Source organism: Streptomyces sp. NPDC101152 (genome assembly GCF_044768275.1).
Taxonomy (GTDB): Bacteria; Actinomycetota; Actinomycetes; order Streptomycetales; family Streptomycetaceae; genus Streptomyces.
The window spans coordinates 263,576-288,821 of record NZ_JBIWPO010000001.1 but is presented as its reverse complement, the minus strand read 5'-3'; the positions used below and the strand labels follow the sequence as shown (position 1 = coordinate 288,821).

Sequence of the window (25,246 nt, the reverse complement as noted above, 5' to 3'; positions counted from 1 at the left end):
GCTGCTGATACAGGGTACGGGGAACTACGCGACCAGCCACGACGAGCCCGCACCCGGCACCAGTCCTCAGCACACCTCTTCGAGATCCCGCCAGTCCCGCGAGTCCGGACTGTCGGCAACCCACCCGTCCAACAGCCCCCGTACCAGCGAGGCAGGCGCAGCCACCCCACACTCCCGCTCGGGAACCCACATCTGCCCGTCGGTCCGGTGACCGAGTGGCCCCGGGTGCCCCGGCTCGCTGTGATCGTGGGGGTCCAAGTGCTCCCCGTCCCCCTCGTCCGAGGGCATCCGCGACTCGGAACACATCCGGCACAGCAGCCGAACGGACGACGACCAGTCCTCCGCCGCGAACCCGGCATCCGCCGCGAGCTGCTCCAGCGCGTCCCGGTCCGCCTCGGTCGCCGCCTCCAGCAGCACCACCCAGGTCGGCACCGGCGAGGGCGCCCACAGCTCGATCTCGTCGAAGACGGGGTAGGCGTGCCCGGCCGCGGTGGTGCGCTCGCCGTGGGGCACCCCGTCGTGCAGCACGACCTCACCCCAGCGCCGTCCGGACGACGGCAGCGGGATCGACAGCACCTCGATCCGGGCCGGGTCCAGCCGCCGCCCCCAGACCACCTCGGCCTCCCCCTCCGGGGACAGCCGTACGGCCGCGCTGCCGAGGTCCATGCCCAGCGGCTCCCCGGACGCCGTGGCCACGCCCGGCACCCGCAGCCCGTACGCCTGCCAGGCCCGTCGGGCCAGCGGCCAGTCCTGCAGGGCCGTGGCCGCGATGCCGACGTTCCACCAGTCGGGCGCCCCGGTCTGCCGGTCGAGCAGCGCGACGGCGCGCAGTCCGGCCGCGCGGGCCTGCTCCCAGTCGTGCCGGAACTTGTGCAGCAGGGCGAGGTTGAACCAGGACTCGGACAGCCAGGGCTCCAGATCGGCGGCCCGCGTCAGCAGCGCGCCCGCGTCCTCGTACCGGCCGTCCCCGATCAGCGTGAAGGCGCGATCGGTGGCCTGCCGCCAGGAGGCGGAGGGCCGGTGCCGTCCCTTGCCGAAGATCCTCACGATTCCCGCCTGCCAGTTCCGTGGAGTGGGCTGGCTGTACCGCCCCCGGACACCCTCTCATTCGCATCCAACCACGTGCGCCTTGAAGGGCGCTCATTACCCATGGGTTACCCAGCCCAGGGGAGGGTCAGACAGTCCCTCGCCAGGACCCGGCCGAGGGCTTCCACCACGTCGGGCGCGTAGTCGTCGGCGGTGCCGAGCCGCAGTTCCTCCAGCGCCGTCAGCGGCCCGCCGGGACCGGCATCACGCACCTTTTCCTCGTACGCGTTGACGGCCCGCACGATTCTCGCCGCCACCGGCTGCTCCCGGTAGGGGTCGGCCTGCCGCTCGACGACGACCGCGACGGACGGGTCCACCCCCGTCTGCCGTACGACGGCCCCGCCGAGCAGCGCGATCCGCCGCTGCTCGGCGCCCGGCAGGGCGGCCGTTGCACCGGCGGGCACCGGGTCGACCAGGCTGAGCTGACCGATGTCGTGCATCAGGGCCGCCGACTCCAGCACGGCCAGCTCCGGCCGGGTGAGCCCGAGGTCGCGGCCGACGGCCCGGCTGAGCTCGGCCACCCGCCGCGCGTGGCCGACCGGGGTGTAGCCGGCGATCTCGGTGGCGCGGGCGAGGGAGGCGATGGTCTGCCGGTAGGTGGTCCGCACGGCCGCGTACCGCTTGAAGGACAGCTGGGTCAGCAGCAGCGGCAGCGAGAACACCGCCAGCGCCCACAGGCCGACGACGGCGACCGCCAGGGCCATCACCGCGCCGGTCGCGCACACGGCCGAGCCGATGCCGAGCAGGGCGCGCAGCTCGTCCCGCAGCAGCGGGCCGAAGGGCCAGCCGGTACGGGAGTGGGCGAGGGCGGCGGCGAGCACGCAGTCGCACAGCACCGTGAGGGCGAGCAGCGCGAGCAGCAGCAGGGCGTAGGCGGGACCGTTCCAGTGGTCGAACGCCCCACGGTGGTAGAGGGGTTGGAAGCAGACCGCGGCGAAGGCGACGCACAGCAGGCGGCGGGCGAGGTGGTCGAGGGCGGGCCCCTGCCCGCGCGCCACGTGCGGCACGCAGCCCAGCAGCGCGGCGGCGAGCACGACGGCGACGACCTGGGCGACCCCGTGCCGGGTCGGCTGCCCGGCGTCGGCCCCGAGCAGCGCGTACGACAGCGCGGCGGCGGCCCCGAGCGGCGCGGCCTCGCGGACCCGGGCGCCGGTCCAGCGGTCGAGCTCACCGACGGTGACGAGCACCCCGAAGGCGAGAGCGGTGGGGCGCTCCTCGAGACCGGTCCAGAGGGTGACGGCGAGGCAGCCGAGGGCGAGGAGCGCGGCGCAGGCGTGGAGGAGGGTGGTCAGCGCGGGGCGGCGCAGGCGTCGGCCTGCCGCCATGGGTACGGCGGCCGGGCGGCCGGCGGTGGCCGTCATCTGCGTGCTCCCGGGCGTTCCGGGACGGACGGCGGCCGGGGGACGCCGGGGGCCCTGTCCTCGTCCGCGGTCACCGCCGGGTGCCAGCCCTCGCGCGCGAGGGCCCGTGCCAGCGCGGCCACCATCCGCGGGTCGAACTGCGTCCCCGCGCACCGCTCGAGCTCCTCCAGCGCGGCGGGCACGGGCCGGGCCCGCCGGTAGGAGCGGGTGGACGTCATCGCGTCGAAGGCGTCGGCGACGGCCACCACCCGTGCCGACTCCGGTATCTGACCGCCCCTCAGCCCGTACGGGTAGCCGCTGCCGTCCAGCCGCTCGTGGTGGTGGAGCACGGCGGCCCGCGCCTCGCCGAGGAACCCGATGCCGCGCACCATCTCGTGCCCGTACTCGGGATGCAGCTCGATCACCCGGCGCTCCTCGGGCGTGAGCGGGCCGTCCTTGCGCAACAGCCGTGTGGGCACGCCGAGTTTGCCGACGTCGTGCAGGATCCCGGCGAACCGCAGCACCTCGACGCGGGCGTCGTCCATGCCGAGTTCGCGCGCGATCATCATCGAGGCCTGTCCGACCCGTTCGCTGTGGCCGCGGGTGTACTCGTCCTTGATGTCGACGGCCTGGACCAGCGCCCGGATCGTCGCCTGATGCGCGGCCTGCTCCCGGTGGTACTGCGCGAACACCCACCAGGACACACACATCGGCAGCAGCACGAGCAGCGCGGCGACGGGGCCGTACGGGCTGCGCCACAGCACGGCCATCATGAGTCCGGCGAGGCCGTGCACGGCGACGGGGGCGAGGGAGCGTACGAACAGACCGTGCCAGGCCCGCCGTACCGGGATCCGCTCGACGAGCGCGAGGAGCCCGCCGTCCAGGGCCGCGAGGGCCAGGCAGAAGGCGAGCAGGGCGGCTGAGGCGGGAACCAGCGCGTACGGGAAGTCGGACATGGCGACCGCGTCCCGTCCGCCGAGTGCCCAGTGCACCGACCCCGCGGCCCAGACGGCGAGCACCAGGCGGGCGGCGCGCCACACCCGCCGCAGCACGTGCGGGTGGTGCTCGACCGGCGACAGCAGCGCGCCCGGCACCGGTACCAGCGCGGCGGCGGGCGGGGGCAGCAGGAAGGCCGCGGCGAGCAGGACGGGGTAGAACGTTCCGCCGAAACGCCGGCGGGCGGCGGCCTGTTCGCAGCCCGCGTACACCAGGGCGAGCAGCACGACCGCCCACCAGGGCGCACCGGTCGAGGGCAGCGGGAACAGACAGCACAGGGCGGCGATGGCCAGACCGGTCACGTACGCTCGCGCCCGTGCCGGTACCGCCTCCACGCCAACGCCCTCCCGTCGCGCCCGTCCCGGCAACGGAGCCTAGGGCGAGGGATGCGGCACGGGAGCCGCTATGGGGGAATCTGCGGGCATATAGCCCCAGGATTAGCCCGTTCGGGTGAGCGATCCTCGGGGATCGCGACGACCTCGGCGCAGGGGCTCAGGACTCCTGGGGCGTCACCGGCGCGGCCGTCACCTCGTGCTCGGGCACGGCCTGCCCGGAGCGGATCAGCTCGATCCGCCCCATCACCTTGGAGCGCAGGTCGCTCGGCACGTCGTCATGTCCGCAGCAGCGCTTGACGAGCTTCTTCACGGCCTGCTCCAAACCGTACTTCTCCAGGCACGGCGAGCACTCCTTGAAGTGCTGCTTGAACTTGGCGCGATCGACGTCCGGCATCTCACTGTCGAGGAACTCGTAGAGATGGTCGAGGACCTCACTGCAGTCCGTCTCGTGCGGCTCTCCGCAGCTCATGAGCCCGAGCCTTTCGCTTCGTCCGACTCTCCGGCGCCGGCCGGGACCAGCCCGCGCTCACGGGCGTAGTCCTCGAGCATGCCGCGCAGTTGACGGCGGCCCCGGTGCAGCCGGGACATCACCGTACCGATGGGTGTCCCCATGATGTCCGCGATCTCCTTGTACGCAAAGCCCTCTACGTCGGCGAGGTACACGGCGATGCGGAACTCCTCGGGGATCGCCTGGAGCGCTTCCTTCACGTCCGAGTCGGGCAGGTGGTCGAGCGCCTGCGACTCCGCGGAGCGCAGACCGGTCGACATGTGCGACTCGGCGCGGGCGAGCTGCCAGTCCTCGATCTCCTCGGCCGCGGAACGCTGGGGTTCGCGCTGCTTCTTGCGGTAGGAGTTGATGAAGGTGTTGGTGAGGATCCGATACAGCCACGCCTTGAGGTTGGTGCCCTCACGGAACTGGTGGAAGGACGCGTACGCCTTCGCGTACGTCTCCTGCACCAGGTCCTCCGCGTCCGCCGGGTTGCGCGTCATGCGCAGGGCGGCCGAGTACATCTGGTCGAGGAATTCGAGCGCGTCCCGCTCGAAGCGCGCGCTGCGCTCCGCGGTCGACTCCGCGCTGACGCCCTGGCCCTCGGGCAGCTCCGCCTGGCCGTTGTCGGTCCCTGCGTCGATCCCAGTGACCGGACCCACCTCCTCAAGATTCCGGGCAGCATCGAAACCGGTGCCACCGGAATTGGAGGATAGACGACGACCCGTCCCCGCCGCCCCTCGAATAGGGGTGGTCTTGGCCGCAGACAGCACCGTCCAGTCCAGGTCAGCACGGTTGCTGCGGCTCGGGCATGTGGTCGAACCCATGCGGCGGACTTCCTCTCCCACGACGTCGGTGCTGGTGGTTCAGCACTTCTGTCCGCCTCAACCAAGGTCCGGTCCCCGACATTCCCGGGCCTTCACCCCAGTGACCCGGTCCACTCCACGACCGCGTCCGTGACCATCGCCACGGCCCGGTCCTGGGTGATCTCCGCCCGCTTCGGCGTGGCGAACCCGTGATCGGCGTACGGCACCTCGACGAGCCGGAAGTCCCCGTCGGGGAACTCCTCCGGCTTCCCGAACGGGTCGTTCCCGCCCTGTACGACGAGGGTGGGCACCCCCGATCCGAGCAGTTCCCCGGCGCGGGACCGCTCCGGCCGGCCCGGCGGGTGCAGCGGGAAGCTCAGGGCGAGGACGCCGTGGGCGCCCAGCTCGGTCGCCGTACGGCAGGCGACCCGGGCGCCGGCGCTGCGGCCGCCGGAGATCACCGGGAGGCCCAGCTTGGTGAGCGCCGGCCAGATGCCGTACCAGCCGACGTCCAGGGTCTTGGGCGCCGGCGCCATCTTCTTGCCGGCGACCCGCCAGGGTTGCTCCACCAGGGCGACGGTCACGTCGTGCTGCGGCAGGACGTGGGCGAGCGCCTGGAGATCGCGCGCCTCGATGCCGCCGCCGGCGCCATGGCTCACGGCCAGCACGAACCGTGCCTGGGGGGCCGGATGCCAGGTGATGCGGGCGTCGCCCGCCTCCGTAGCAATGATCTCGGTCGTCACGTCAGAACAGTGTGCCCTCTTCGGGGCCCTCCAGCTCCTTCAGCAGCTCCGGTCCGTTGTTGCGGACGTTGCTGACGGCGGTGGAGACCGGGTAGGCCCGCATCAGGCCGGGCGGCGGGGGCGCCAGCAGGGAGCGCAGGTCGTCGAGATCGGTGCGGGAGGGGTCGAGCCAGGAGTCCCAGCGGTCCGGGGTGAGCATCAGCGGCATCCGGGGGTGGATCTCGGCGAGAGCGTGCGGGCCCTCGGCGGGAGAGACCGCCAGGGGGGTCGTCTCCGCCTCCGTGGTGATCACCGAGCAGGTCACCCACCAGGCCTGCGGGTGGTCGTCGGGGAGGGTCTTGTCCCGCCAGAACTCGTACAGCCCGGCCATCGCGAACACCGAGCCGTCGGCCGGCAGCACGAAGTACGGCTGCTTCCGCGGCCGTTTCCTCTTCCCCTCGACCTCCAACTCCCGCTCCCCCTTGCCGGTGACCCACTCGTAGTAGCCGTCGGCGGGGATGATGCAGCGGCGGGAGGAGAAGGCCCGCTTGTACGAGGGCTTCTCGTGGAGGGTCTCGGCGCGGGCGTTGATCATCCGGGCGCCGCCCTCGGGGGTCTTCGACCAGCTCGGCACCAGGCCCCACTTGAGCTTGCGGAGCTGCCGAACCGGGCGCGGGTCCGCCACGTCCTTAAGAGGGCGGTCGAGGACGGCGTAGACCTCCTTCGTGGGGGCCACGTTGTAGTCGGGCGCCAGAGTCTCCTCCGGCTCCCTCCCCCAGAGGCTCGAATCCGCTCGCCCTGGGGGGACCCCCATCTCCACCTCAAAGATCCGCGCGAGATCCTCTGGCCTACGACTCGCTGCATACCTACCGCACATACGTGCCACACTGCCAGATCCGCCGACCCCCCTGGGAGCCACCGCCGAACATGGACAGCACCGCATCCTCGCTCGCGTCCCTCTGGGACCGTGTCTTCGGCACCCAACCCGACCCCGACCTGTGGGTGGTGATCGCGACGCTGGTCGCCGCGCTCGCCGTCACCGTCCCCCACAACGTCTGGCGCGTCGCGCGCAACGCCATCACCATCGCCCACGAGGGCGGCCACGGCCTGGTCGCCCTGCTCACCGGCCGCACCCTCACCGGCATACGGCTGCACTCGGACACCAGCGGCCTCACCGTCAGCCGCGGCAAGCCGCACGGCATCGGCATGATCCTCACCGCGGCCGCCGGCTACACCGCGCCGCCCCTGCTCGGTCTCGGCGGCGCGGCCCTGCTCGCGGCCGGCCACATCACGCTCCTGCTGTGGCTGGCGACGGCTCTGCTGGTGGCCATGCTGGTGATGATCCGCAACGCGTACGGTGCCCTCACGGTGGTGCTGACGGGAGGTGTGTTCCTGCTGGTGTCCTGGCTCGCGGGCCCCCAGGTGCAGGCGGCGTTCGCGTACGCGGTGGTGTGGTTCCTGCTGGTGGGCGGGGTGCGGCCGGCCTTCGAGCTCCAGGCCAAGCGGATGCGCGGCGGCGCGGGCGACTCCGACGCGGACCAGCTGTCGCGGCTCACCCATGTACCGGCGGGTCTGTGGCTGTTCCTGTTCCACGCGGTGTCGCTGTGCTCGCTCATCGGCGGGGGAAGGTGGCTGCTGCAGGCGTGAGAGGGCCTTCGGACCCCCTACGGCGCCGCACGGGTACAACGGCCTGCACAATCAGCTCCTTATAAAGTGAACCCATGGCCCCTAACCCCGCCGAGAACACCGCCCTCTGGCCCGCCCCCCACGCGAGCGGAGCCGTCGACGCGACGGTCCACGTACCGGGGTCCAAATCGGTCACCAACCGCGCCCTGGTCCTCGCGGCCCTCGCGAGCGAACCCGGGTGGCTGCGCCGCCCCCTGCGCTCCCGGGACACCCTGCTCATGCTGGGCGCGCTGCGGGCGATGGGCGTGGACATCGAGGAGGGGGTCGGCCCCGACGGCACCGGCGAGACCTGGCGGGTCCTGCCGACGGGCCTGCACGGCCCGGCCACCGTCGACGTCGGCAACGCCGGCACGGTGATGCGTTTCCTGCCTCCGGTGGCCGCCCTCGCCGACGGCGAGATCCGCTTCGACGGCGACCCGAGGTCGTACGAGCGCCCCCTGCACGGGGTGATCGACGCGCTGCGCGTGCTCGGCGCCCGGATCGACGACGACGGCAGGGGCACGCTGCCGCTGACCGTGCACGGCGGGGGCGCCCTCGACGGCGGCCCGGTGGAGATCGACGCCTCCTCCTCGTCCCAGTTCGTCAGCGCCCTGCTGTTGTCCGCCCCGCGTTTCAACCAGGGTGTCGAGGTCCGCCACGTCGGCCACTCCCTGCCCTCCCTCCCCCACATCCGCATGACCGTCGACATGCTGCGCGCGGTCGGCGCCCAGGTGGACACACCGGAGTCGGGCGGCGAGCCGAACGTGTGGCGGGTGACGCCGGGCGCACTGCTCGGCCGGGACCTGACGATCGAGCCGGACCTGTCCAACGCCCAGCCGTTCCTGGCCGCCGCGCTGGTCACGGGCGGCCGGGTCGTCATCCCCGACTGGCCGGCCCGCACCACCCAGCCAGGCGACCGGCTGCGCGAGATCTTCACCGGAATGGGCGGTTCCTGCGAACTCACCGACTACGGGCTCGAGTTCACCGGTTCGGGTGCCATCCACGGTATCGATGTGGACCTCGGTGAGGTCGGCGAGCTGACGCCGGGCATCGCGGCCGTCGCGGCCCTCGCGGACTCCCCGTCGACCCTGCGCGGGGTGGCCCATCTCCGCCTGCACGAGACGGACCGGCTGGCCGCGCTGACCAAGGAGATCAACGAACTCGGCGGCGACGTCACGGAGACGGCCGACGGTCTGCACATCCGCCCCCGCCCGCTGCACGGTGGGACCTTCCACACCTACGAGGACCACCGCATGGCGACGGCCGGCGCGATCATCGGCCTCGCGGTCGAGGGCGTGCGGATCGAGAACGTGGCGACGACGGCGAAGACCCTGCCGGACTTCCCCGAGCTGTGGACCGGGATGCTCGGGGCGTAGGGACTTCCGCCATGCGCCGCTACGGCAAGCACACCGACGAGGACGACATCCGCACCCGCCCGAACCGCAAGGGCACCCGGCCGCGTACGAACATCCGCCCCGCGCACGAGGACGCGGCCGAGGGCATGGTCCTGACCGTCGACCGCGGCCGGCTGACCGTCCTCGTCGACGACCGGACGGTCATGGCGATGAAGGCCCGCGAACTCGGCCGCAAGGCGGCCGTCGTGGGTGACCGGGTGGCCCTCGTCGGCGACCTGTCCGGCAAGAAGGACACCCTCGCGCGCATCGTCCGGATCGAGGAGCGCACCTCGGTCCTGCGACGGACGGCCGACGACGACGACCCGTACGAGCGCGTGGTCGTCGCCAACGCCGACCAACTCGCCGTCGTCACGGCCCTGGCCGACCCGGAGCCGCGGCCCCGGCTCATCGACCGCTGCCTGGTCGCCGCGTACGACGGCGGCCTGGACCCCCTGCTGGTCCTGACCAAGTCGGACCTCGCCCCGCCCGACAAGCTCCTCGAGCTCTACGGCGACCTGGACATCCCGTACGTGGTCACCAGCCGTGCGGAGCTGGAGAGCGGGGACGCGGCGGACCGGGTGCGCGCGGAACTCGACGGCAAGATCACGGCGTTCGTGGGCCACTCGGGCGTGGGCAAGACGACGCTGGTCAACGCGCTGGTCCCGGAGGACCGCAGGCGCCTGACCGGTCATGTCAACGCCGTGACGGGGCGCGGCCGGCACACCACCACCTCGGCGCTGGCCCTTCCTCTCGCCGGGGACGACGGCTGGGTGATCGACACCCCGGGCGTCCGGTCCTTCGGGCTCGCGCACATCGATCCGTCCCGGGTCATCCACGCCTTCCCGGACCTCGAACCGGGTACGGAGGGCTGCCCGCGCGCGTGCAGTCACGACGAGCCGGACTGCGCGCTGGACGCGTGGGTGGCCGAGGGCCACGCCGATCCCGCGCGTCTGTACTCCCTGCGCCGGCTGCTGGCGACGCGCGAACGCACGGACGGGGACTGAGCACCGCGTTGTTTGGCGGTACGTCAGCTCGGTAAGTGCATAATCGCACCGAGCTGGACATACGGGAGGACAGCACATGGCGTGGCTGCTGGTCATCGTGGCCGGGATACTCGAGACCGGCTTCGCCGTGTGCCTCAAGCTCTCCCACGGGTTCACCCGGCTCTGGCCGACGATCGCGTTCTGCTGCTTCGCCCTCGGCAGCTTCGGTCTGCTCACCCTCTCCCTGAAGAAACTCGACGTCGGCCCCGCGTACGCCGTCTGGACGGGCATCGGCGCGGCGGGCACGGCGATCTACGGCATGATCTTCCTGGGCGACCTGGTGTCGATCCTGAAGATCGTCTCGATCAGCTTCGTGATCATCGGCGTGATAGGGCTACAGCTGTCGGGCTCGGCCCATTAGGCACCGGGCGCTCCTCTTGGGGGCGCTCTACCAGACCGTCTGGCGGGGCAGCGCCGTGCGGATCAGTTCGGGGATGCCGCCGTCGGGTGGGGGAGCCGCTATGCAGGACAGGGCCAGGCGGACCACCAGTTCACAGGAGCGGGTCAGGTCGGCTGTCTCCGACCTGGGGGCGCCGGGGCCGGCCAGTGCTGTCACGGCGCGGTCGCGGACCAGGGCCACGAAGTCGCCGGGGGACGGTAACGGGCCGTCGGCCCGGCGCTGTGCCGGGACGGCCGAGGAGGACGGCACGGCGGACAGGGTCGGCGCGGGGAGCCGTTCGCTCCAGCAGCCGGTGAGCATGGCCCGTACCAGCGCGTTCTCCCGGGCCGCCGACGCCGTCCACTCGGCGGTGGCGGTGAGCCGGTCGCGGGCGTCGGAGTGCGTGCCGAGGGCCCGGTCGACCCCGGCGAGATAGCCGTCGGCCTCCCTTCTGACCAGCGCCCGGGCAAGGCCCTCCTTGCTGCCGAACTCGTTGTAGAGGGTCTGCCGGGACACTCCGGCCGCCGCGGCGACGTCCACCATCCGTACGGCGGACCACGGTCGGCGCGCGAGCGCCGTGTACGCGGCGTCCAGAAGGGATTCCCGCGCTGCAGGCATCATCGCCTCCCTGGGGCGAGCGGCTCTGCGCCCAGATTTGACGCGCGTGAGAGCACTGTCAAGGGTTCGCGAGCGCACGCGAGGGCGCCCTTCGGTCACCGGGGCGCCGTCAATGTGCGGCCGAACCGTGAGCTGGGGCCGGTGGCCCCGGTCCGATCTCGCCGGATAGCGTTCCTTCCATGCCGGACTACCTCGACGACCTCCGTTTCGCCCACGTCCTCGCGGACGCCGCCGACGCGGCGACCATGGACCGTTTCAAGGCCCTCGACCTCAAGGTCGAGACGAAACCGGACATGACGCCGGTGAGCGAGGCGGACAAGGCGGCGGAGGAACTCATCCGCGGCCAGCTCCAGCGGGCCCGCCCGCGCGACGCGATCCTCGGCGAGGAGTTCGGCGTCCAGGGCACCGGCCCCAGGCGCTGGGTGATCGACCCCATCGACGGCACCAAGAACTACGTGCGCGGCGTCCCGGTGTGGGCCACGCTGATCTCCCTGATGGAGGCCGGTGAGACCGGTTTCGAGCCGGTCGTCGGCGTCGTGTCGGCCCCCGCCCTGGGCCGCCGCTGGTGGGCCGCCAAGGGACACGGCGCCTTCACCGGCCGCAGCCTGTCCTCGTCCTCCCGGCTGCGCGTCTCCCGCGTCGCGAAGCTGACGGACGCCTCGTTCGCGTACTCCTCGCTGAGCGGCTGGGAGGACCAGGGCCGGCTCGGCGGCTTCCTCGACCTGACCCGCGAGGTGTGGCGCACGCGCGCGTACGGCGACTTCTGGCCGTACATGCTGGTCGCCGAGGGCGCCGTCGACATCTGCGCTGAGCCCGAGCTGTCCCTGTGGGACATGGCCGCCAACGCGATCATCGTGACGGAGGCCGGCGGCGCCTTCACCGGCCTCGACGGCCGCCCGGGCCCGCACAGCGGCAACGCGGCCGCGTCGAACGGCCTGCTGCACGACGAGTTGCTGGGGTATCTCAATCAGCGCTACTGAGGCACAGGCAAACACACAGATGAGCGCGTGCGCCCTCAATCGGCCACCCGCGCCCCCTTGTTGACTCGCGCTTTACCTGCCACTCTGAGAGTCCCCCCACTTGTGAACTTGTGAATTCCTGAACTATCGGGCACGAGAGCCCGGCAGCGACGGATTCCCTCAGGAGGTGGCTCGAACCCATGCTCGTCCGCGACGCCATGAGCACGGTGGTCCTCACCATCGGCCCCGCACACACCCTCCGCCAGGCAGCCGCCCTGATGTCCGCCCGCCGCGTCGGCGCGGCCGTGGTCCTCGACCCCGACGCCGGCGGCATCGGCATCCTCACCGAACGGGACATCCTGAACGCGGTCGGCCTCGGCCAGGACCCCGACACGGAGCGCACCCACGCCCACACCACCACCGACGTCGTCTTCGCCGCGCCGTCCTGGACCCTGGAGGAGGCGGCCCGCGCCATGGCCCACGGCGGCTTCCGCCACCTCATCGTGCTCGACGGCGGAGAGGCCGTCGGCATCGTCTCGGTCCGCGACATCATCCGCTGCTGGGCACCCGCACGGCCGCAGATGGCCACCCTTCATTAGACCCTGTCTAAAGTCACACCCGTTCGCGACCTGGTCTCCTTCTGTTAGGCTGGACCGTATGAGCGACCTTCTGGAACGGCTGCGCGGACGCGGATGGCGGATGACCGCGCAGCGGCGCGTCGTGGCCGAGGTGCTCGACGGCGAGCACGTCCACCTGACGGCCGACGAGGTCCACGCCAGGGCCGTCGCCAAGCTGCCCGAGATCTCCCGCGCGACCGTCTACAACACGCTGGGCGAGCTGGTCTCCCTCGGCGAGGTCCTCGAGGTCGCCACGGACAAGCGGGCCAAGCGCTACGACCCGAACGCGCACCGGCCGCACCACCACCTGGTCTGCGCCCGGTGCGGCGCCATCAAGGACGTCCACCCGAGCGGCAACCCGCTCGCCGACCTCCCCGACTCCGAGCGCTTCGGCTTCACGGTCTCGGACGTCGAGGTCACCTACCGCGGCGTCTGCCCCAACTGCGCCACGGCGTAACACCCTTCCGAGGCCCCGGCATCCATCGCGTGCCGGGGCTTCGTGCTGCCTACAGGCTTCCCTGATCTGACGGACCGTCATATGGTCGACCGCACCCGTCCGTACGACGCCCACACGTCCGTTCCGCACTCCGCGAGGAGACCCCGTGGGAGAGCCGTATCCGAAACTCGAAGCCGTCGAACTGACCCGCGCCTTCGGCCGAACCCCCCACACCGTCCACGCCCTCGGCCCGCTCGATCTCACCGTCGCCGAGGGCGAGTTCGTCTGCGTCGTCGGCCCCTCGGGCTGCGGCAAGTCCACCCTGCTGCGCATCGCCGCAGGCCTGCTGCGCCCGAGCGGCGGCGTCCTGCGCATCCGCGACGCGGGCGCCCGCCCGGCCGCCATGATCTTCCAGGACTACGGCATCTACGACTGGAAGACCGTCCGCGCCAACGTCCGCTTCGGCCTGGACGTCCAGCGCGTCCCGCGCCGCGAGGCCGACGCCCGCGCCGACGACTGGCTGGCCCGCATGGGCCTGGCCGACTTCGCCGGCGCCTACCCGGCGACCCTGTCCGGCGGCATGCGGCAGCGCGTGGCGATCGCCCGCGCCCTGGCCGTGGAGCCAGGACTCCTGCTGATGGACGAGCCTTTCGCCGCCCTGGACGCCCAGTTGCGCACCATCCTCCAGGACGAACTGCTGGAACTGACACAGGCCCTGAGGACCACGACCCTCTTCATCACCCACAGCCTCGAGGAGGCGCTCGTCCTCGGCGACCGCGTGCTGGTGATGTCCGCCCGCCCGGGCCGGGTCATCGCCGAACGCCGCCCGCCGTTCCCCCGCCCGCGCACCGGCGAGGTGCGCACCGCCCCGGAGTTCACCGCCCTGAAGAGCGAACTGTGGGACCTGCTGCGGAAGGAGGCCGCACCGGCATGACGACGCTCGCCCCCGACACCGGCCCCGAGGCGGTCCTGGTCCGCCGGCCGGGCCCGGAGGAACTGCACCCCGCGCGCACCCACCGCCGCAGGCGGGCCCTGGAACTGTCCCTGGCGGCCGCCGTTCCGGTCCTGCTGATCCTGCTCTGGCAACTGGCCGCCACCCAGGGCTACATCGACCCCCGCGTCTACCCGGCCCCCTCCACGATCCTCGCCGACGGCTGGGACCGGGCGGCGGCCGGCGAACTGTGGCCGGACGTGTGGGCGACCCTCCGCCGCGTCCTGGCCGGCTACGCCGTCGGCACGGCGGCGGGCTACGCCCTCGGCCTCCTGATGGGCTCGCTCTCGCTGGTCAGAGCCGCCCTGGAACCCCTCCTCGACGCCCTCTACGTGGTCCCGAAACTCGCCCTGCTGCCGGTCTTCCTGAACATGTTCGGCCTGGGCGAGGGCCCGCAGGTGGCGCTCGTGGCGACGACGGTCTTCTTCTTCGTCTGGATCTCCACCATGGCCGCGGTGATCGCCGTCCCCTCCGGCCACCGCGACGCGGGCCGGGTCTTCGGCGCCTCCCCCTGGCAGATGTTCCGCCATGTGCTGCTGCCCGCCTCCCTCCCGTCGGTGCTGGTGGGCGCGCGGATAGCGGCGGGTGTGGCGGTGCTGGTGATCGTCGCCTCGGAGCAGATCGCCGCGACGGACGGGCTGGGCCATCTGATCTTCGACTCACGGGCCCTGTTCCAGAACGACGTGATGTTCGTGGGCATCGTGTGCGTGGCCGTCATGGGCGTGGTGTTCTCCGAACTGGTGCGTCTGTTGGGCCGGTTGCTGACGCCGTGGGCACCGAGGGACAGGGGAAGGGGACAGTCGTGATCAGACGTGCCTGCGCGGTCGCCCTGGCCGCGGCCGCGCTGATGGGGTCGGCGGCCTGCTCGGCGCCGTACAAGGACGACACGCAGGCGAGGACGGAGGCTCACCGTACGATCCGGCCGGTCGGGGGCTGCGGCACGTCGTCGTGGACGGACCCGGCCGACCTGTCGGCGACGCGCGTGACGGCCCGCTGCGAGCCGCTCGCCCCCTCCGCACAGCCCCTGTCCAAGACCCGGAAGCTGACCATCGCGACCGGCACGCTGAGCGCGGAGTACGTGGCTCCCTTGGAAGTCGCCCTGGACAAGGGCGAGTTCAAGGCGGAGGGCCTCGACGTCAGGCTCAAGGTCCTGCCCACGCCGGACGCGCTGCCACTGCTCGCCAAGGGCGACATCGACGCGCTGTGGGCGGCGCCGGAGGCGGCCGTGATGAACGGCGTCAAGGGCGGCTTCGACATCAGGTGGGTCGCGGGGAACTTCTCGCCCGACCCGAGCTCGAAGAGCGGCCTGTGGGCGCGGCTGCAGAAGGGCGAGACGGCGGCCGGGGTGCGGCTGGCGGGCCGCTCACTGGGCACGATGATCGGCAAGGGATCGGTGATCGCGTACCCGATGCAGAAGGCGCTGGCCGGGCACGGCGGCGGCCTCGACCGGATCCGGTACCGCCAGCTGGGCTCGGCGGACGTCCTGACGGCCCTGAAGAACGGCGGCGTCGACTCCGCCTGGCTGCTGGACCCGGTCTGGCGCAGGGTCGACGGTGCGCCGGGCTATGCGTTCCTGGGCGGCCAGCCGACCGGCGAGCCCCTGGGCGGCATGCTCTACGGCCGTACGCTGCTGCGGGACGACGTGGACGCGGGTGTCGCCCTGCTGCGGGCCTACATCCGCACGGTGAACACGTACTTCGCGTCGGACTACAAGCGGGACGCGTCCTTCGTCGCCTACCTGGCCGGACTCCTGAAGACCGACGCGTCCGTCCTGAAGTCCACCCCGCCGCTGCGCATGGACTGGGAGATCCGCAAGGGCACGACCGACCGCCTGCAGTCCGCCTACGTCAAGCAGGGCGCCCTGGAGGGCTCCCCGGTCCCCGAGTCCCGCGTCGTGGACCGCGCCTTCTACGAGGAGGCCGTGGGCCACGCCCCCTGACACGACCGAGGGCCGGAACCCATCTCTGGGTTCCGGCCCTCGGCCTTCAGTAGCGGGGACAGGATTTGAACCTGCGACCTCTGGGTTATGAGCCCAGCGAGCTACCGAGCTGCTCCACCCCGCGTCGGTGAACGCAACATTACGTGAGGCACACCGACAGAAGCAAATCGCTGGTGACCAGCACGCTCAGCGGGTCCGGCCGGCGCGGTGTCACGCCGACAGTTCCTCCCGCAGCGCGTCCCGCAGCCGTGCCGCCCGCTGGGACACCTCGTCCGGCCCCAGCGTGACCGCCCGGTCCGCCCACCGCTGCCCCTCCGCCAGCTCCCCTCGCCGCGCGTAGACGAGGGCCAGCCGCAGCGCCGCACGCCCGTGCCCCGCGTCGGCGGCCCGGGTCCACCACACGGCGGCCTCCGGCTCGCTGCCCTCCCGGGCCAGCAGCAGCCCCAGGTTGAAGGCGCCGTTGCGGGAGCCGGCCTCCGCCGCCCGGCGGTACCACCGGGCCGCCTCGACGACGTCCCCGCGAGCAGCCGCCATCATCCCGACCCGCACCTGCGCCCGCCGGTGCCCCTGGGACGCCGCCCGGTCGTACCACTCCTCGCACTCGGACTTCTCGTGCACCGGCTCCCCCAGCTCGTGCGCGGGCTCCGGCGGCCGCCGGGCGTCCAGCACGGTCGCCAGCCGGTACGCGGCCTCGGCGCTGCCGCCCCCCGCCGCGCACCGCAGGTGCCGCTCCGCGGCCGCCTCGTCGCCCTCCCGCAGCCGCGCGATCCCGACCTGCAGCGCCGCCTCGGTGTGCCCGGCCGCCGCGGCCCGCTCGTACCACCGCAGCGCGATCCGCTCCTCGCCGCGGCCGGCGAACAGGATCCCCAGGTTGAAGGCGGCGTCCACGCTCCCGGCCTCGGCGGCCTTGGAGAACCACGGTTCGGCACCGGCGGTGTCCCCGCCCTGCAGCAGCAGAACCGCCAGCGCGTTCGCCGCCTCCCGGTGCCCGGCGTACGCGGCGCGCCGGTACCACTGCTCGGCCTGCGCGGTGCGCCCCTGCTCGGCGCAGAGCAGCCCGAGGTTGTAGGCGCCGTTGTCGTCCCCGGCGTCCATGGCGGCCCGGTACCAGCGCTCGGCGGTCTGTGTCTCCCCGCGCTCGGCGTGCAACGCGCCCAGGGCGTTGGCGGCGTTGCCGTCCCCGTCCTGCGCGGCCCTGAGCCACCACACGGCGGCGCTCTCGGTGTCCCCCGCGTCCCGCAGCAGGAAACCCAGGGCGCAGGCCGCCCGCGCCTCGCCGTCCTTGGCGGAGGTCAGGTACCAGCGTCCGGCCTCCTTGAGCTCCCCGCGCTTCTCCAGGATCGCCCCGAGCTGCAGCGCGGCCCGCCGGTGCCCGCGCGCGGCGGCCTGCCGGTAGAAGCGCTCGGCCTCCTCCAGCAGGGCGACACCGTTGTCGGCCCCGTCCTCGCCCTCAGCGGCCGCTCTGCGGTCCAGCGCACGGGCCAGCCGGTACGCCGCCTCCCGGTGCCCCCGCTCGGCCGCGGCCCGCATCCAGTCGTCGGCCCCGGCGTCCCCGCGGTGCTCCAGCAGATCGGCGAGCGCGTAGGCGCCGAGCGCGTGTCCCTGCTCGGCGGACTGCCGCAGCCAGTACTCGGCGGCCGGCTCGTCCCCGCGCTCACGGTGATGCCGGCCCAGCGCGTGCGCGGCCGCGGCGGACCCGGCGACGGCGGCGATCCGCCACCAGCCGGCCGCCTCCTCGGCGTATCCGCGCTGGTGGAGAAGGACTCCCAGGTTGTTGGCGGCGGCACGGTCGCCCGCGGTGGTGGCGGCACGCAGATGGGGCTCGGCTCCGTCGAGATCGCCACGGCGCAGCAGCAGGGCCCCGAGCACACTCATCGCCTCGACGTCGCCGGCCTCGGCGGCGAGCCGCTGACGCAGTTCCTCGGCAGCCTCGTCAGCAGCCTCCCCCGCGTCCCCCTGGGATGGCTGCACAAATCGCCCTGTCTCGAACAGAGTTGCCTTGTCCCCCATAACGTCCATCGTCGCACCACCTGCAACCCGGGTACACCTGGTATACCGCAGCCAGTGAGGTCACTTCAGCGTTTTGTCGACATGCCCACAGAGAGACAAGTCAAACACATCGACCCCAACTCCCCGCGGCGGCACGGCGCCCCCTTTGTCCGGCACATGCGTTCGCACATCACGAAGGCCCGGATCCTTGAGGATCCGGGCCTTCGATGACAGTAGCGGGAGCAGGATTTGAACCTGCGACCTCTGGGTTATGAGCCCAGCGAGCTACCGAGCTGCTCCACCCCGCGTCGTTGTCTGGCAACCATATCACGACGCGGGAGGGGCAGTTGATCAGTCGCCGCCCTAACCGGAGCTGGGACTGGGGCTGCCGCTCGGGCCGGGACTGCTGCCCCCCTTGCCCGCGCCGCTCTTGCCGGCCCCGGCCTTGTCGGCCTTGGCCTGCGCGTCCTCGGCCCGCTTCAGCGCGTCCTGAAGGTCCTTCTGCGCCGTGCCGTACGCCGTCCAGTCGTTGTTCTTCAGGGCCTGCTGGCCCGCGTCGAACGCCTTCTGGGCGTCGTTCAGCGCCTGTTGGACCGACGGGTTGGTCGACGTCGGCGGGTTGGCCGTCCCGGTGTCCGGCGGCGGCGAGGTCGAACTCTGCGCGCCGAAGACCTTGTTGAGGGCCTCGTCCAGGGTGTTCTCGAAGGCGGTGTTGCCTCCGTAGGTGACCAGCACCTTCCGCAAGAGCGGGTACTTCAGTCCACCACCGCGTACGTAGACCGGCTCCACGTAGAGCAGTCCTCCGTCGAGGGGCACCGTCAGCAGGTTGCCGTACTCGATGTCGGAGTCGCCGCCCTTGAGGAGTCTGATCGCCGCGGCGATCTCCTGTTCGGAGTTGAACTTGCTCTGGACCTGTTTGGGTCCGTCGACGGTCGTGCTGGTCGGCAGTTTCAGGATTCTGATCTTGCCGTAGTCACTGGTGCCGGCGTCGGCGTCCACGGCCATGAACGCGCTGAGGTTGTCGCGCCCGTTGGGGGTGAAGGTCGTGGTCAGCGAGAAGGCCTGCGAGGACTGGCCAGGCATCTTCATGCTCAGGTAGTACGGCGGCACCGCGTTGCCCGACTTGTTGGTCGGGTCGTCCGGCACCTGCCACACCTCGCTGCCGGTGAGGAAGGTCTGCGCGTCCGTCACGTGGTAGCGCGTGAGCAGCTCCCGCTGGACCTTGAACAGGTCCTGCGGATAACGGAAGTGGGCCTGCAGCTCGGGCGTGATGTCCTTCTTCGGCTCCACCGTGCCCGGGAACGCCTTCATCCAGGTCTTCAGGACGGGGTCCTGAGTGTCCCACTGGTAGAGCTTGACCTCGCCGGTGTACGCGTCGACGGTCGCCTTCACCGAGTTGCGGATGTAGTTGACCTGGTTCTGCTGGGCCACCACCGTGCGGTTGTTGTTGGTGGCGGTCAGCGAGTCGGCCGTGGTGTCGCCGAGGGTCGTGCGGGAGGCGTACGGGTAGCCGTTGGTCGTCGTGTACGCGTCCACGATCCACTGGATACGGCCGTCCACCACCGCCGGGTACGCGTCGCCGTCGATGGTCAGCCAGGGCGCCACCGCCTCGACGCGCTCCTTCGGAGTGCGGTTGTACAGGATCCGCGAACCCTTGCCGATCGCACCGGAGTACAGGATCTGCGGCTCGTTGAACGCCACCGCGTAGGCCGCCCGGTTGATCGGGTTGGCCAGATTGACCCCGCTGTCGCCCTGGTAGCTGGTGGTCTTCTCGCCACTGTCGTCGGAGTAGTCGATCTCCTTCTGGGGACCGCCGACGATCGAGTACGTGGTGGTCTTCTCGCCGTAGTAGATCTGCTGCTGGTACTGGCCGAGGTCACCCGTGGACGGCAGGTCGGACTCGGTGAAGACGGGCTGGCCGTCCTGGACCTCGGTGCCCTTGGCGGCGACCACGCCGTAGCCGTGGGTGTAGCGGAAGTGGTCGTTGATCCAGTTGTTCTTCGGAATGCCGTTGAGGTTCAGCTCCCGCAGACCGATGACGGTGTCCTGCTCTTTGCCGTTCTTGCTGTAGCGGTCGACGTCCAGATTGTTCGGGAACGCGTAGTAGTTCCTGATCTGCTGCAACTGCTGGAAGGTGGGCGAGACGACGTTCGGGTCCAGGATGCGGATGCTCGCCGCGGAGTCGACGTCGGCGCGCAGCTTGGTCTGGTCCTTGGTGGTGCTCGTCCCCGAGTACTCGGTCACCTTCGTGTCGTCGATGCCGTACGCCTCGCGGGTCGCCTTGAGGTTCTTCTGGACGTACGGCGCTTCCTTGGCCTGCTCGTTGGGCTGGACCTGGAACTTCTGCACGATCGCCGGGTACAGGCCGCCGATCAGGATCGCCGAGAGCACCATCAGGCCGAAGCCGATCACGGGCAGCTGCCAGGTGCGCCGCCACAGGGTGGCGAAGAACAGCAGCGCGCAGATGACGGCGATGCAGAACAGGATGGTCTTCGCCGGGAGGTAGGCGTTCGCGTCGACGTACCTGAGGCCGGTCCAGTTGCCCGTCGCCTTGAAGTCGCTGGACTTGACCGCGAGGCCGTAGCGGTCGAGCCAGTACGCGACGGCCTTCAGCGCGACGAAGATGCCGAGCAGCACCGAGAGATGACCGGTGGCGGCGGCGGTGGCCCGCGCGCCCGGGGAGGTGACCCGCAGGCCGCCGTACAGGTAGTGCGTGAGCGCGGCGGCGATCAGGGAGAGGATCGCGGCGGCGAAGCCGAAGCCGAGCAGGAAGCGGTACCAGGGCAGGTCGAAGGCGTAGAAGGAGACATCGAGGTGGAACTGGGGGTCCTTCTGCTGGAACGGCACGCCGTTGACCCACATCAGCCAGGTCTGCCACTGGCCGGCGGCCGAGGCACCGGCGATCAGCCCCACCAGGGCGGTGATCCCGAGCAGCAGCCAGCGCTTGTAGGGCGCGATGCCCATCCGGTAGCGGTCGAGGCTCTGCTGCTCCATGGACATGGCGCTCAGCGGCGGCCGCACCCGGTGCGCGAGCCAGATGTTGACGCCGACCGCGACGGCCATGAGCAACCCGAAGACGAAGAACAGCCCGATCTTCGTCCACAGCGTGGTGGTGAAGACGGACGAGTACCTGACCGAGCGGTACCACAGCCAGTCCGTCCAGAACCCCGCGAACATGGTGAACGCCATACCGAGCACGGCAAGGACGCCCAGCGTCATCAGCAGGGTCCGGACACGCCGGGACGGGCGGCCCACTCTGATCCGCGGCCCCGCGGGGCCTCCGCCGCGGTCCGGCATCTGGAAAGCCAAGGTGCGCACCTCGAAGTTCGCTGTCGATACGTCAGGCCCGCGTGTTCGTGGACCTGCCGTGGCCCCCCGTGATCGCGGGCCCACACCTATGCAACTTACTCACCGTTTACTCGGTTCCCGATTCCGGCCATGAACGAGGCAGGATTGTGACCATGTCCAACACTCCCATGGCAGCGAGCCCGCTCACCCGGGCCGTACTCGAGATCGACGAGTACGCCTCCGGCCTCGGCTGGGACCAGCCCGCCCGCCTCTTCGCCCTCGTAGACACCGCTCGGCTGCGGGACCAGGAACCGGCTCTCGCGGCCCAGCTCGGCCTGGAGGACGAGCAGGAGTCCTCGGGTCTCACGCCGATCGAGCAGGACGAGATCCCGGCCGGCAAGGCGCTGGACGAGTTCCTCGCCACCATCGCCTGGCCCGACGCGGTGGCCGGCTGCGCGCTCACCGTGGAGCGGCTGATGCTGCCGCCCTCGGCCGAGGCGTCCGTCCCGGAGGGACTGGACGAGAAGAAGCTCGCCCGCTGGGTGGCCGAGCACCCGGGCCGTCAGGAGGTGCGCATGACCGTCGCGGTGCTGCGCGACGGCGCCCGCGAGTCCGCCCTCAGGCTGCGCGAGAAGGACGCCCCGACGGAGGTCCTCACCGGGTCCGACCTGGTGCCGGGTCTCGCAGAGGCCCTCGCGGCGACCTTCGCGGACTGACCTCCTCGGGTACGACGACGGGGGCGCCCCTGGTGTGCGGGCGCCCCCGTCGTCGTGCGGGTCGGACGTCAGCCCTTGGTCGTGCACTTCGGCAGGGCGGCGGTGTCGCCGCTGCGGATGTCCTTCAGCGCGGCCAGGGCGTCCGCGATGGTGTGCACCTTGACCAGCGTGAGCCCGCCGGGGGTGTCCTTGGCGGCGGCCGCGCAGTTCTCGGTCGGCGTCAGGAAGTACTGGGCGCCCTTGCTGCGTGCGCCGACCGTCTTCATCTCGACGCCGCCGATCGGGCCGACCGTGCCGTTGTCGTCGATGGTGCCGGTGCCGGCCACGAACTTGCCGCCGGTGAGGTCGCCCGGGGTGAGCCTGTCGTAGATGCCGAGCGCGAACATCAGGCCGGCGCTGGGGCCGCCGACGTCGGCCAGCTTGATGTCGATGGTGAAGGGGAAGGTGTGGTCGGTCCCCGCGGAGATCCCGACGATGGCGCGCTTGGCAGCGCTGTCGTTCGAGGCGGCGGTCTTGATCGTGACGTCCTGGGTCTGGGTGGCCGTCTTGTCGGCCTTCTCGGCGTCCGCCTGCGCCTTGGCCGGCACGATCGTGAACACGACGTTCTCGCCCGGCTGGTGCTTGGTCACCAGCTTGGCGACGTCGTTGGGCTGTGTGACCGCCGTACCGTCGACGGCCTTGATCACGTCACCGGCGTGCAGCCTGCCCTGGGCGGGCGAGTCCTTCACCACGGTGGAGACGATCACCCAGGACTTCACCGGGATGTGCAGCTCCTTCAGGGCGGCGACCTTGGCGCTCTCCTGCGACTGGCTGAACTCCTCGGCGTTCTCCTGGGTCGACTGCTGCTCGGTCTTGCCGTCCGGGTAGAGCGTGTCGTGCGGGACGACCTTGTAGTCGTGCGCCAGCCATCCGTAGACGGCCTCCACCATGTTCATCCGGTAGTCGGCGCTGGTGACCCGCACCGTCGTCATGTTCAGATGCCCACTGGCCGGGTAGGTCTTGCGCCCGGAGATCTGCAGCACCGGCTCGCCGTCGTGGTCCCCGAGCGTGTTCACGGTGGGCCCCGGAGACATCTCCGAGTAGGGCACGGGGATGAACACTCCCGCGCACAGGAGCGCGATCAGCATCAGGGTCGAGGCGAGCATCGTAGCGGTGCGGCGTGGCATGCCAAGACAGTACGGGACGAGCCTGTCAGCGCACCGTCAGCCCCGCCTCTGTCATGTACCGGAGTGGGACCTCTCCATGGCCTCGCGGAACCGCGCGTACCCGTCGAGCTCGGGTCCGTCGCCGCGTGCCTTCCGGGTGCGGTTGGCCCAGCTGCCCCACAGGGCGGCCATGATCCCGGCCACCAGCGGGATCAACAACCAGACGAGCGCTCCCATGCCGACCTCCCAACCCCGGTGAGCGACCGCAAGAACTGACTGATCAGCAGATTAACCATCCGCACTGACAACGCTCACGGCAGGGGTGCGGTTACGCAACCGGAGGACCGACGAGGGGGGTTCGGCGCTGCGCGGAGGGATCAGCAGACGCCGACCCGCCCTCCCGTCGCCCGACCGCCACCCCCCAACGACGGCGCTACGCGCCGACCCATTCTTCTGTGCCGTCGGAGAAAGTCTGGTGCTTCCAGATCGGCACCTCGTGCTTGAGATCGTCGATCAGCTTGCGGCAGGCGTCGAAGGCCTCGCCCCGATGCGGGCAGGAGACGGCGACGACGACGGCGAGGTCCCCGACGACCAGGTCCCCGACGCGGTGGACGGCGGCCAGCGCCCGGACCGGATACTCGGCGACGACCTTCTCGGCGATCCGCCGCATCTCGGCCTCGGCGGAGGGGTGGCAGGAGTACCCCAGCCGGTCGACGTCGGCACCCCCGTCGTGGTTGCGGACGGTCCCCACGAACAGTGCCGTCCCGCCGGCGGCGGCGTCCCCGACGGCCCGGAAGACCTCGTCCACGGAGAGCGGCGTCTCACGGATCGCGAGCAGCTTGATGGGGTCCTCCGCGGCCAGCTCACCGGGATGGTCGTATGTGGGTGCCATACGTCCATCGTGCCTCACGCCGCTGACACCCAGGAAGGCGCCTTTCACCCGGCACACACGCGTGCGCTCTTGGACGCTCCTACAACACCGGCAGCCTTTCCGGCTCCCTCAGATCCGCCGCCGGGCCTTCCGCGCCCGCCGCACCACGGCCGCCGCGCCCAGCAGCGCCACCGTCGCGCCCGCGGCCCCGGCCGCCGTCGCGTCCTTGCGCCCCAGTCGGCGCCCGGCGACCGTGTGCCGCCCGGAGACCTCCTCCAGGAGCTCCGCCAGCACCTCCTCGTTGGTCCACTGCGGCCGCCACCCGGCGTCGTGCAGCCGGCTCCCGCTGACCACCCAGGGGTACATCGTGTACGCCAGGTCACCCGCCGGGGACGGTGTCAGCCCGATGCGGTGCAGCCGGGCCGCGGCGCCCAGCGCCACCGCCGAGGGCAGTTCCATCCGCCGGATCCCGCTGAGCTCCTCCACCTCCTCCTGCTCCAGCCACCCGTCGCAGCCCACGGCCAGCTCCCCGTCGACCTTCTCCAGGACGGCGTACTCGAGTGCACTGCACAGGTCCTCGACGTGGCAGAACTGCCAGGCGGGCCGTGACCCCGCGACGACCAGCAGGCGCGGGGACTCGAAGTACCGGGTCAGAGCGGTGTCCGTGCCTCCGACCAGCACCGCCGGCCGCACCACGGTGACATTGAGCCCGGGATGCGCCCGGGGCGCGCGCCGGGCGAGTCGCTCGATCTCCAGGAGGTCGCCCACACCGGTGGCCTCGGCGGTCGCCCGCAGCTCAGCGTCCTCGGACAGCGGCAGCTCGTTGTCCTCCAGCGCGCCGTACACCATCGCGGACGTGCACAGCACGACCCGGTGGACGCCGGCCGCCGCCGCGGCGGTGAGCACGGTCTGCGTCCCCCGGACGTTGTAGGCCGTCCGGGCAGCGGGATCGCTCTCCAGGTCGAGGTCGAGCGCCAGATGCACCACGACGTCGGCGCCCCGCAGCTTGTCCGCGATGACCGGATCCCGCACGTCCAGGATGTGCCACTGGGCGGCCTCGCACTCGCCGCGCCGCTCGTCGATGGCGACGACCTGCTTGATCTCCTCCGAGGCGGCGAGCCGCTCGGTGAGCAGCGCGCCGATACCGGACGCGGCGCCGGTGACCGCGACGACGGGCCCGCGCGTGGCGGAATGGGTTGACTCGTTTCGCGCTGCGCGAACCTGCGGATCTGGGGAACTCACCGGGCGTCTCCAGCGGTTGTCTTCAGTAAGGACGCGAGTGACACGTCCGTACCAGGTGGCATCCATCCTGCCGCAGGCCAAGAGTCGGCGAAGCACCGAGGCCCGAACCGCCCCGGGTGTCTACGCTGGGTGGTGTTATCGGGCAGCCGTGCCGTCGGAGCGAAACCGGCGGCCTTACCAGC

The 25,246-nt window shown here is 71.5% G+C and carries 25 protein-coding genes and 2 tRNA genes; 11 read left to right on the top strand and 16 right to left on the bottom strand.

Translation table 11 applies throughout. From position 1 onward, the window contains the following. Positions 1–66 precede the first annotated feature (66 nt). From ACIRVK_RS01390 to ACIRVK_RS01360, 7 genes are all read right to left on the bottom strand, one after another. Positions 67–1,047 carry a tetratricopeptide repeat protein gene (locus ACIRVK_RS01390; RefSeq protein ID WP_404242727.1) on the bottom strand — a complete coding sequence of 327 codons (981 nt, stop codon included), beginning with the start codon at positions 1,045–1,047 and terminating at the stop codon, positions 67–69. Between the two features lie 107 nt (positions 1,048–1,154). Further along, positions 1,155–2,411 carry an HD-GYP domain-containing protein gene (locus ACIRVK_RS01385; RefSeq protein ID WP_404243135.1) on the bottom strand — a complete coding sequence of 419 codons (1,257 nt, stop codon included), beginning with the start codon at positions 2,409–2,411 and terminating at the stop codon, positions 1,155–1,157. A 32-nt stretch (positions 2,412–2,443) separates the two neighbouring features. Next, positions 2,444–3,757 carry an HD-GYP domain-containing protein gene (locus tag ACIRVK_RS01380; protein ID WP_404242725.1) on the bottom strand — a complete coding sequence of 438 codons (1,314 nt, stop codon included), beginning with the start codon at positions 3,755–3,757 and terminating at the stop codon, positions 2,444–2,446. Between the two features lie 157 nt (positions 3,758–3,914). Next, on the bottom strand, positions 3,915–4,226 hold the full coding sequence (gene rsrA, locus ACIRVK_RS01375) for a mycothiol system anti-sigma-R factor (protein WP_404242723.1): 312 nt from the start codon (positions 4,224–4,226) through the stop codon (positions 3,915–3,917). After that, positions 4,223–4,906 carry an RNA polymerase sigma factor SigR gene (gene sigR, locus ACIRVK_RS01370; RefSeq protein ID WP_398957463.1) on the bottom strand — a complete coding sequence of 228 codons (684 nt, stop codon included), beginning with the start codon at positions 4,904–4,906 and terminating at the stop codon, positions 4,223–4,225. Before sigR ends, rsrA begins: the two co-directional genes overlap by 4 nt. A gap of 257 nt (positions 4,907–5,163) precedes the next feature. After that, positions 5,164–5,793 carry an alpha/beta family hydrolase gene (locus ACIRVK_RS01365; protein WP_404242720.1) on the bottom strand — a complete coding sequence of 210 codons (630 nt, stop codon included), beginning with the start codon at positions 5,791–5,793 and terminating at the stop codon, positions 5,164–5,166. Between the two features lies 1 nt (position 5,794). Then, a complete protein-coding gene (locus ACIRVK_RS01360; protein WP_404242718.1) occupies positions 5,795–6,649 on the bottom strand; it encodes an SOS response-associated peptidase in 855 nt (284 codons plus the stop codon). A 50-nt stretch (positions 6,650–6,699) separates the two neighbouring features. On the opposite strand from ACIRVK_RS01360, the gene ACIRVK_RS01355 reads away from it, so the two are divergent. From ACIRVK_RS01355 to ACIRVK_RS01340, 4 genes are all read left to right on the top strand, one after another. Next, on the top strand, positions 6,700–7,419 hold the full coding sequence (locus ACIRVK_RS01355) for a M50 family metallopeptidase (RefSeq protein ID WP_404242716.1): 720 nt from the start codon (positions 6,700–6,702) through the stop codon (positions 7,417–7,419). A 74-nt stretch (positions 7,420–7,493) separates the two neighbouring features. Continuing rightward, the gene (gene aroA, locus ACIRVK_RS01350) at positions 7,494–8,813 is read left to right on the top strand and encodes a 3-phosphoshikimate 1-carboxyvinyltransferase (RefSeq protein WP_404242714.1); all 1,320 of its coding nucleotides are present in this window, start codon (positions 7,494–7,496) and stop codon (positions 8,811–8,813) included. A gap of 11 nt (positions 8,814–8,824) precedes the next feature. Further along, positions 8,825–9,835: a ribosome small subunit-dependent GTPase A gene (gene rsgA / locus ACIRVK_RS01345; RefSeq protein ID WP_404242712.1), complete on the top strand. Its 1,011-nt coding sequence runs from the start codon at positions 8,825–8,827 to the stop codon at positions 9,833–9,835. Between the two features lie 76 nt (positions 9,836–9,911). Further along, positions 9,912–10,235 (top strand): DMT family transporter, encoded by a 324-nt coding sequence (locus ACIRVK_RS01340; protein WP_404242710.1) that lies wholly within the window; start codon positions 9,912–9,914, stop codon positions 10,233–10,235. A 27-nt stretch (positions 10,236–10,262) separates the two neighbouring features. Here ACIRVK_RS01340 and ACIRVK_RS01335 read toward each other — a convergent pair whose 3' ends face one another. Next, on the bottom strand, positions 10,263–10,874 hold the full coding sequence (locus tag ACIRVK_RS01335) for a TetR/AcrR family transcriptional regulator (RefSeq protein WP_404242708.1): 612 nt from the start codon (positions 10,872–10,874) through the stop codon (positions 10,263–10,265). Positions 10,875–11,050: 176 nt separating this feature from the next. On the opposite strand from ACIRVK_RS01335, the gene hisN reads away from it, so the two are divergent. The 6 genes from hisN (at position 11,051) to ACIRVK_RS01305 (ending at position 15,813) form a co-directional block, all read left to right on the top strand. Then, on the top strand, positions 11,051–11,851 hold the full coding sequence (hisN, locus tag ACIRVK_RS01330) for a histidinol-phosphatase (protein WP_404242706.1): 801 nt from the start codon (positions 11,051–11,053) through the stop codon (positions 11,849–11,851). Between the two features lie 179 nt (positions 11,852–12,030). Beyond that, positions 12,031–12,429 carry a cyclic nucleotide-binding/CBS domain-containing protein gene (locus ACIRVK_RS01325; protein ID WP_404242704.1) on the top strand — a complete coding sequence of 133 codons (399 nt, stop codon included), beginning with the start codon at positions 12,031–12,033 and terminating at the stop codon, positions 12,427–12,429. A 58-nt stretch (positions 12,430–12,487) separates the two neighbouring features. Next, positions 12,488–12,904: a Fur family transcriptional regulator gene (locus tag ACIRVK_RS01320; protein WP_404242702.1), complete on the top strand. Its 417-nt coding sequence runs from the start codon at positions 12,488–12,490 to the stop codon at positions 12,902–12,904. Between the two features lie 145 nt (positions 12,905–13,049). Next, complete coding sequence (locus tag ACIRVK_RS01315) at positions 13,050–13,817, top strand: ABC transporter ATP-binding protein (RefSeq protein WP_404242700.1); 768 nt, start codon at positions 13,050–13,052, stop codon at positions 13,815–13,817. Beyond that, complete coding sequence (locus ACIRVK_RS01310; RefSeq protein WP_404242699.1) at positions 13,814–14,680, top strand: ABC transporter permease; 867 nt, start codon at positions 13,814–13,816, stop codon at positions 14,678–14,680. The genes ACIRVK_RS01315 and ACIRVK_RS01310 overlap by 4 nt, the downstream gene beginning before the upstream one ends. A gap of 41 nt (positions 14,681–14,721) precedes the next feature. Further along, complete coding sequence (locus tag ACIRVK_RS01305) at positions 14,722–15,813, top strand: ABC transporter substrate-binding protein (protein WP_404243133.1); 1,092 nt, start codon at positions 14,722–14,724, stop codon at positions 15,811–15,813. 50 nt (positions 15,814–15,863) lie between these two features. Here ACIRVK_RS01305 and ACIRVK_RS01300 read toward each other — a convergent pair. From ACIRVK_RS01300 to ACIRVK_RS01285, 4 genes are all read right to left on the bottom strand, one after another. Beyond that, positions 15,864–15,937, bottom strand: a tRNA-Met gene (locus ACIRVK_RS01300). Positions 15,938–16,023: 86 nt separating this feature from the next. Then, on the bottom strand, positions 16,024–17,832 hold the full coding sequence (locus ACIRVK_RS01295) for a sel1 repeat family protein (protein WP_404242697.1): 1,809 nt from the start codon (positions 17,830–17,832) through the stop codon (positions 16,024–16,026). A 204-nt stretch (positions 17,833–18,036) separates the two neighbouring features. Further along, positions 18,037–18,110, bottom strand: a tRNA-Met gene (locus tag ACIRVK_RS01290). 55 nt (positions 18,111–18,165) lie between these two features. Next, the gene (locus ACIRVK_RS01285; protein WP_404243131.1) at positions 18,166–21,099 is read right to left on the bottom strand and encodes a UPF0182 family protein; all 2,934 of its coding nucleotides are present in this window, start codon (positions 21,097–21,099) and stop codon (positions 18,166–18,168) included. A gap of 164 nt (positions 21,100–21,263) precedes the next feature. Between ACIRVK_RS01285 and ACIRVK_RS01280 the strand changes: the two genes are divergently transcribed. Then, positions 21,264–21,806 carry a PPA1309 family protein gene (locus ACIRVK_RS01280; protein ID WP_404242695.1) on the top strand — a complete coding sequence of 181 codons (543 nt, stop codon included), beginning with the start codon at positions 21,264–21,266 and terminating at the stop codon, positions 21,804–21,806. A 68-nt stretch (positions 21,807–21,874) separates the two neighbouring features. Here the strand turns inward: ACIRVK_RS01280 and ACIRVK_RS01275 are convergent, their stop codons facing one another. From ACIRVK_RS01275 to ACIRVK_RS01260, 4 genes are all read right to left on the bottom strand, one after another. Beyond that, entirely contained in the window at positions 21,875–22,972 is a 1,098-nt protein-coding gene (locus ACIRVK_RS01275; protein ID WP_404242693.1) for a PDZ domain-containing protein, read from the bottom strand. A gap of 51 nt (positions 22,973–23,023) precedes the next feature. Then, entirely contained in the window at positions 23,024–23,188 is a 165-nt protein-coding gene (locus ACIRVK_RS01270; protein ID WP_404242691.1) for a hypothetical protein, read from the bottom strand. 196 nt (positions 23,189–23,384) lie between these two features. After that, entirely contained in the window at positions 23,385–23,843 is a 459-nt protein-coding gene (locus ACIRVK_RS01265; RefSeq protein WP_404242689.1) for a molybdenum cofactor biosynthesis protein MoaE, read from the bottom strand. Positions 23,844–23,951: 108 nt separating this feature from the next. After that, positions 23,952–25,064 carry an SDR family oxidoreductase gene (locus ACIRVK_RS01260; RefSeq protein ID WP_404242687.1) on the bottom strand — a complete coding sequence of 371 codons (1,113 nt, stop codon included), beginning with the start codon at positions 25,062–25,064 and terminating at the stop codon, positions 23,952–23,954. Between the last annotated feature and the right edge of the window lie 182 nt (positions 25,065–25,246).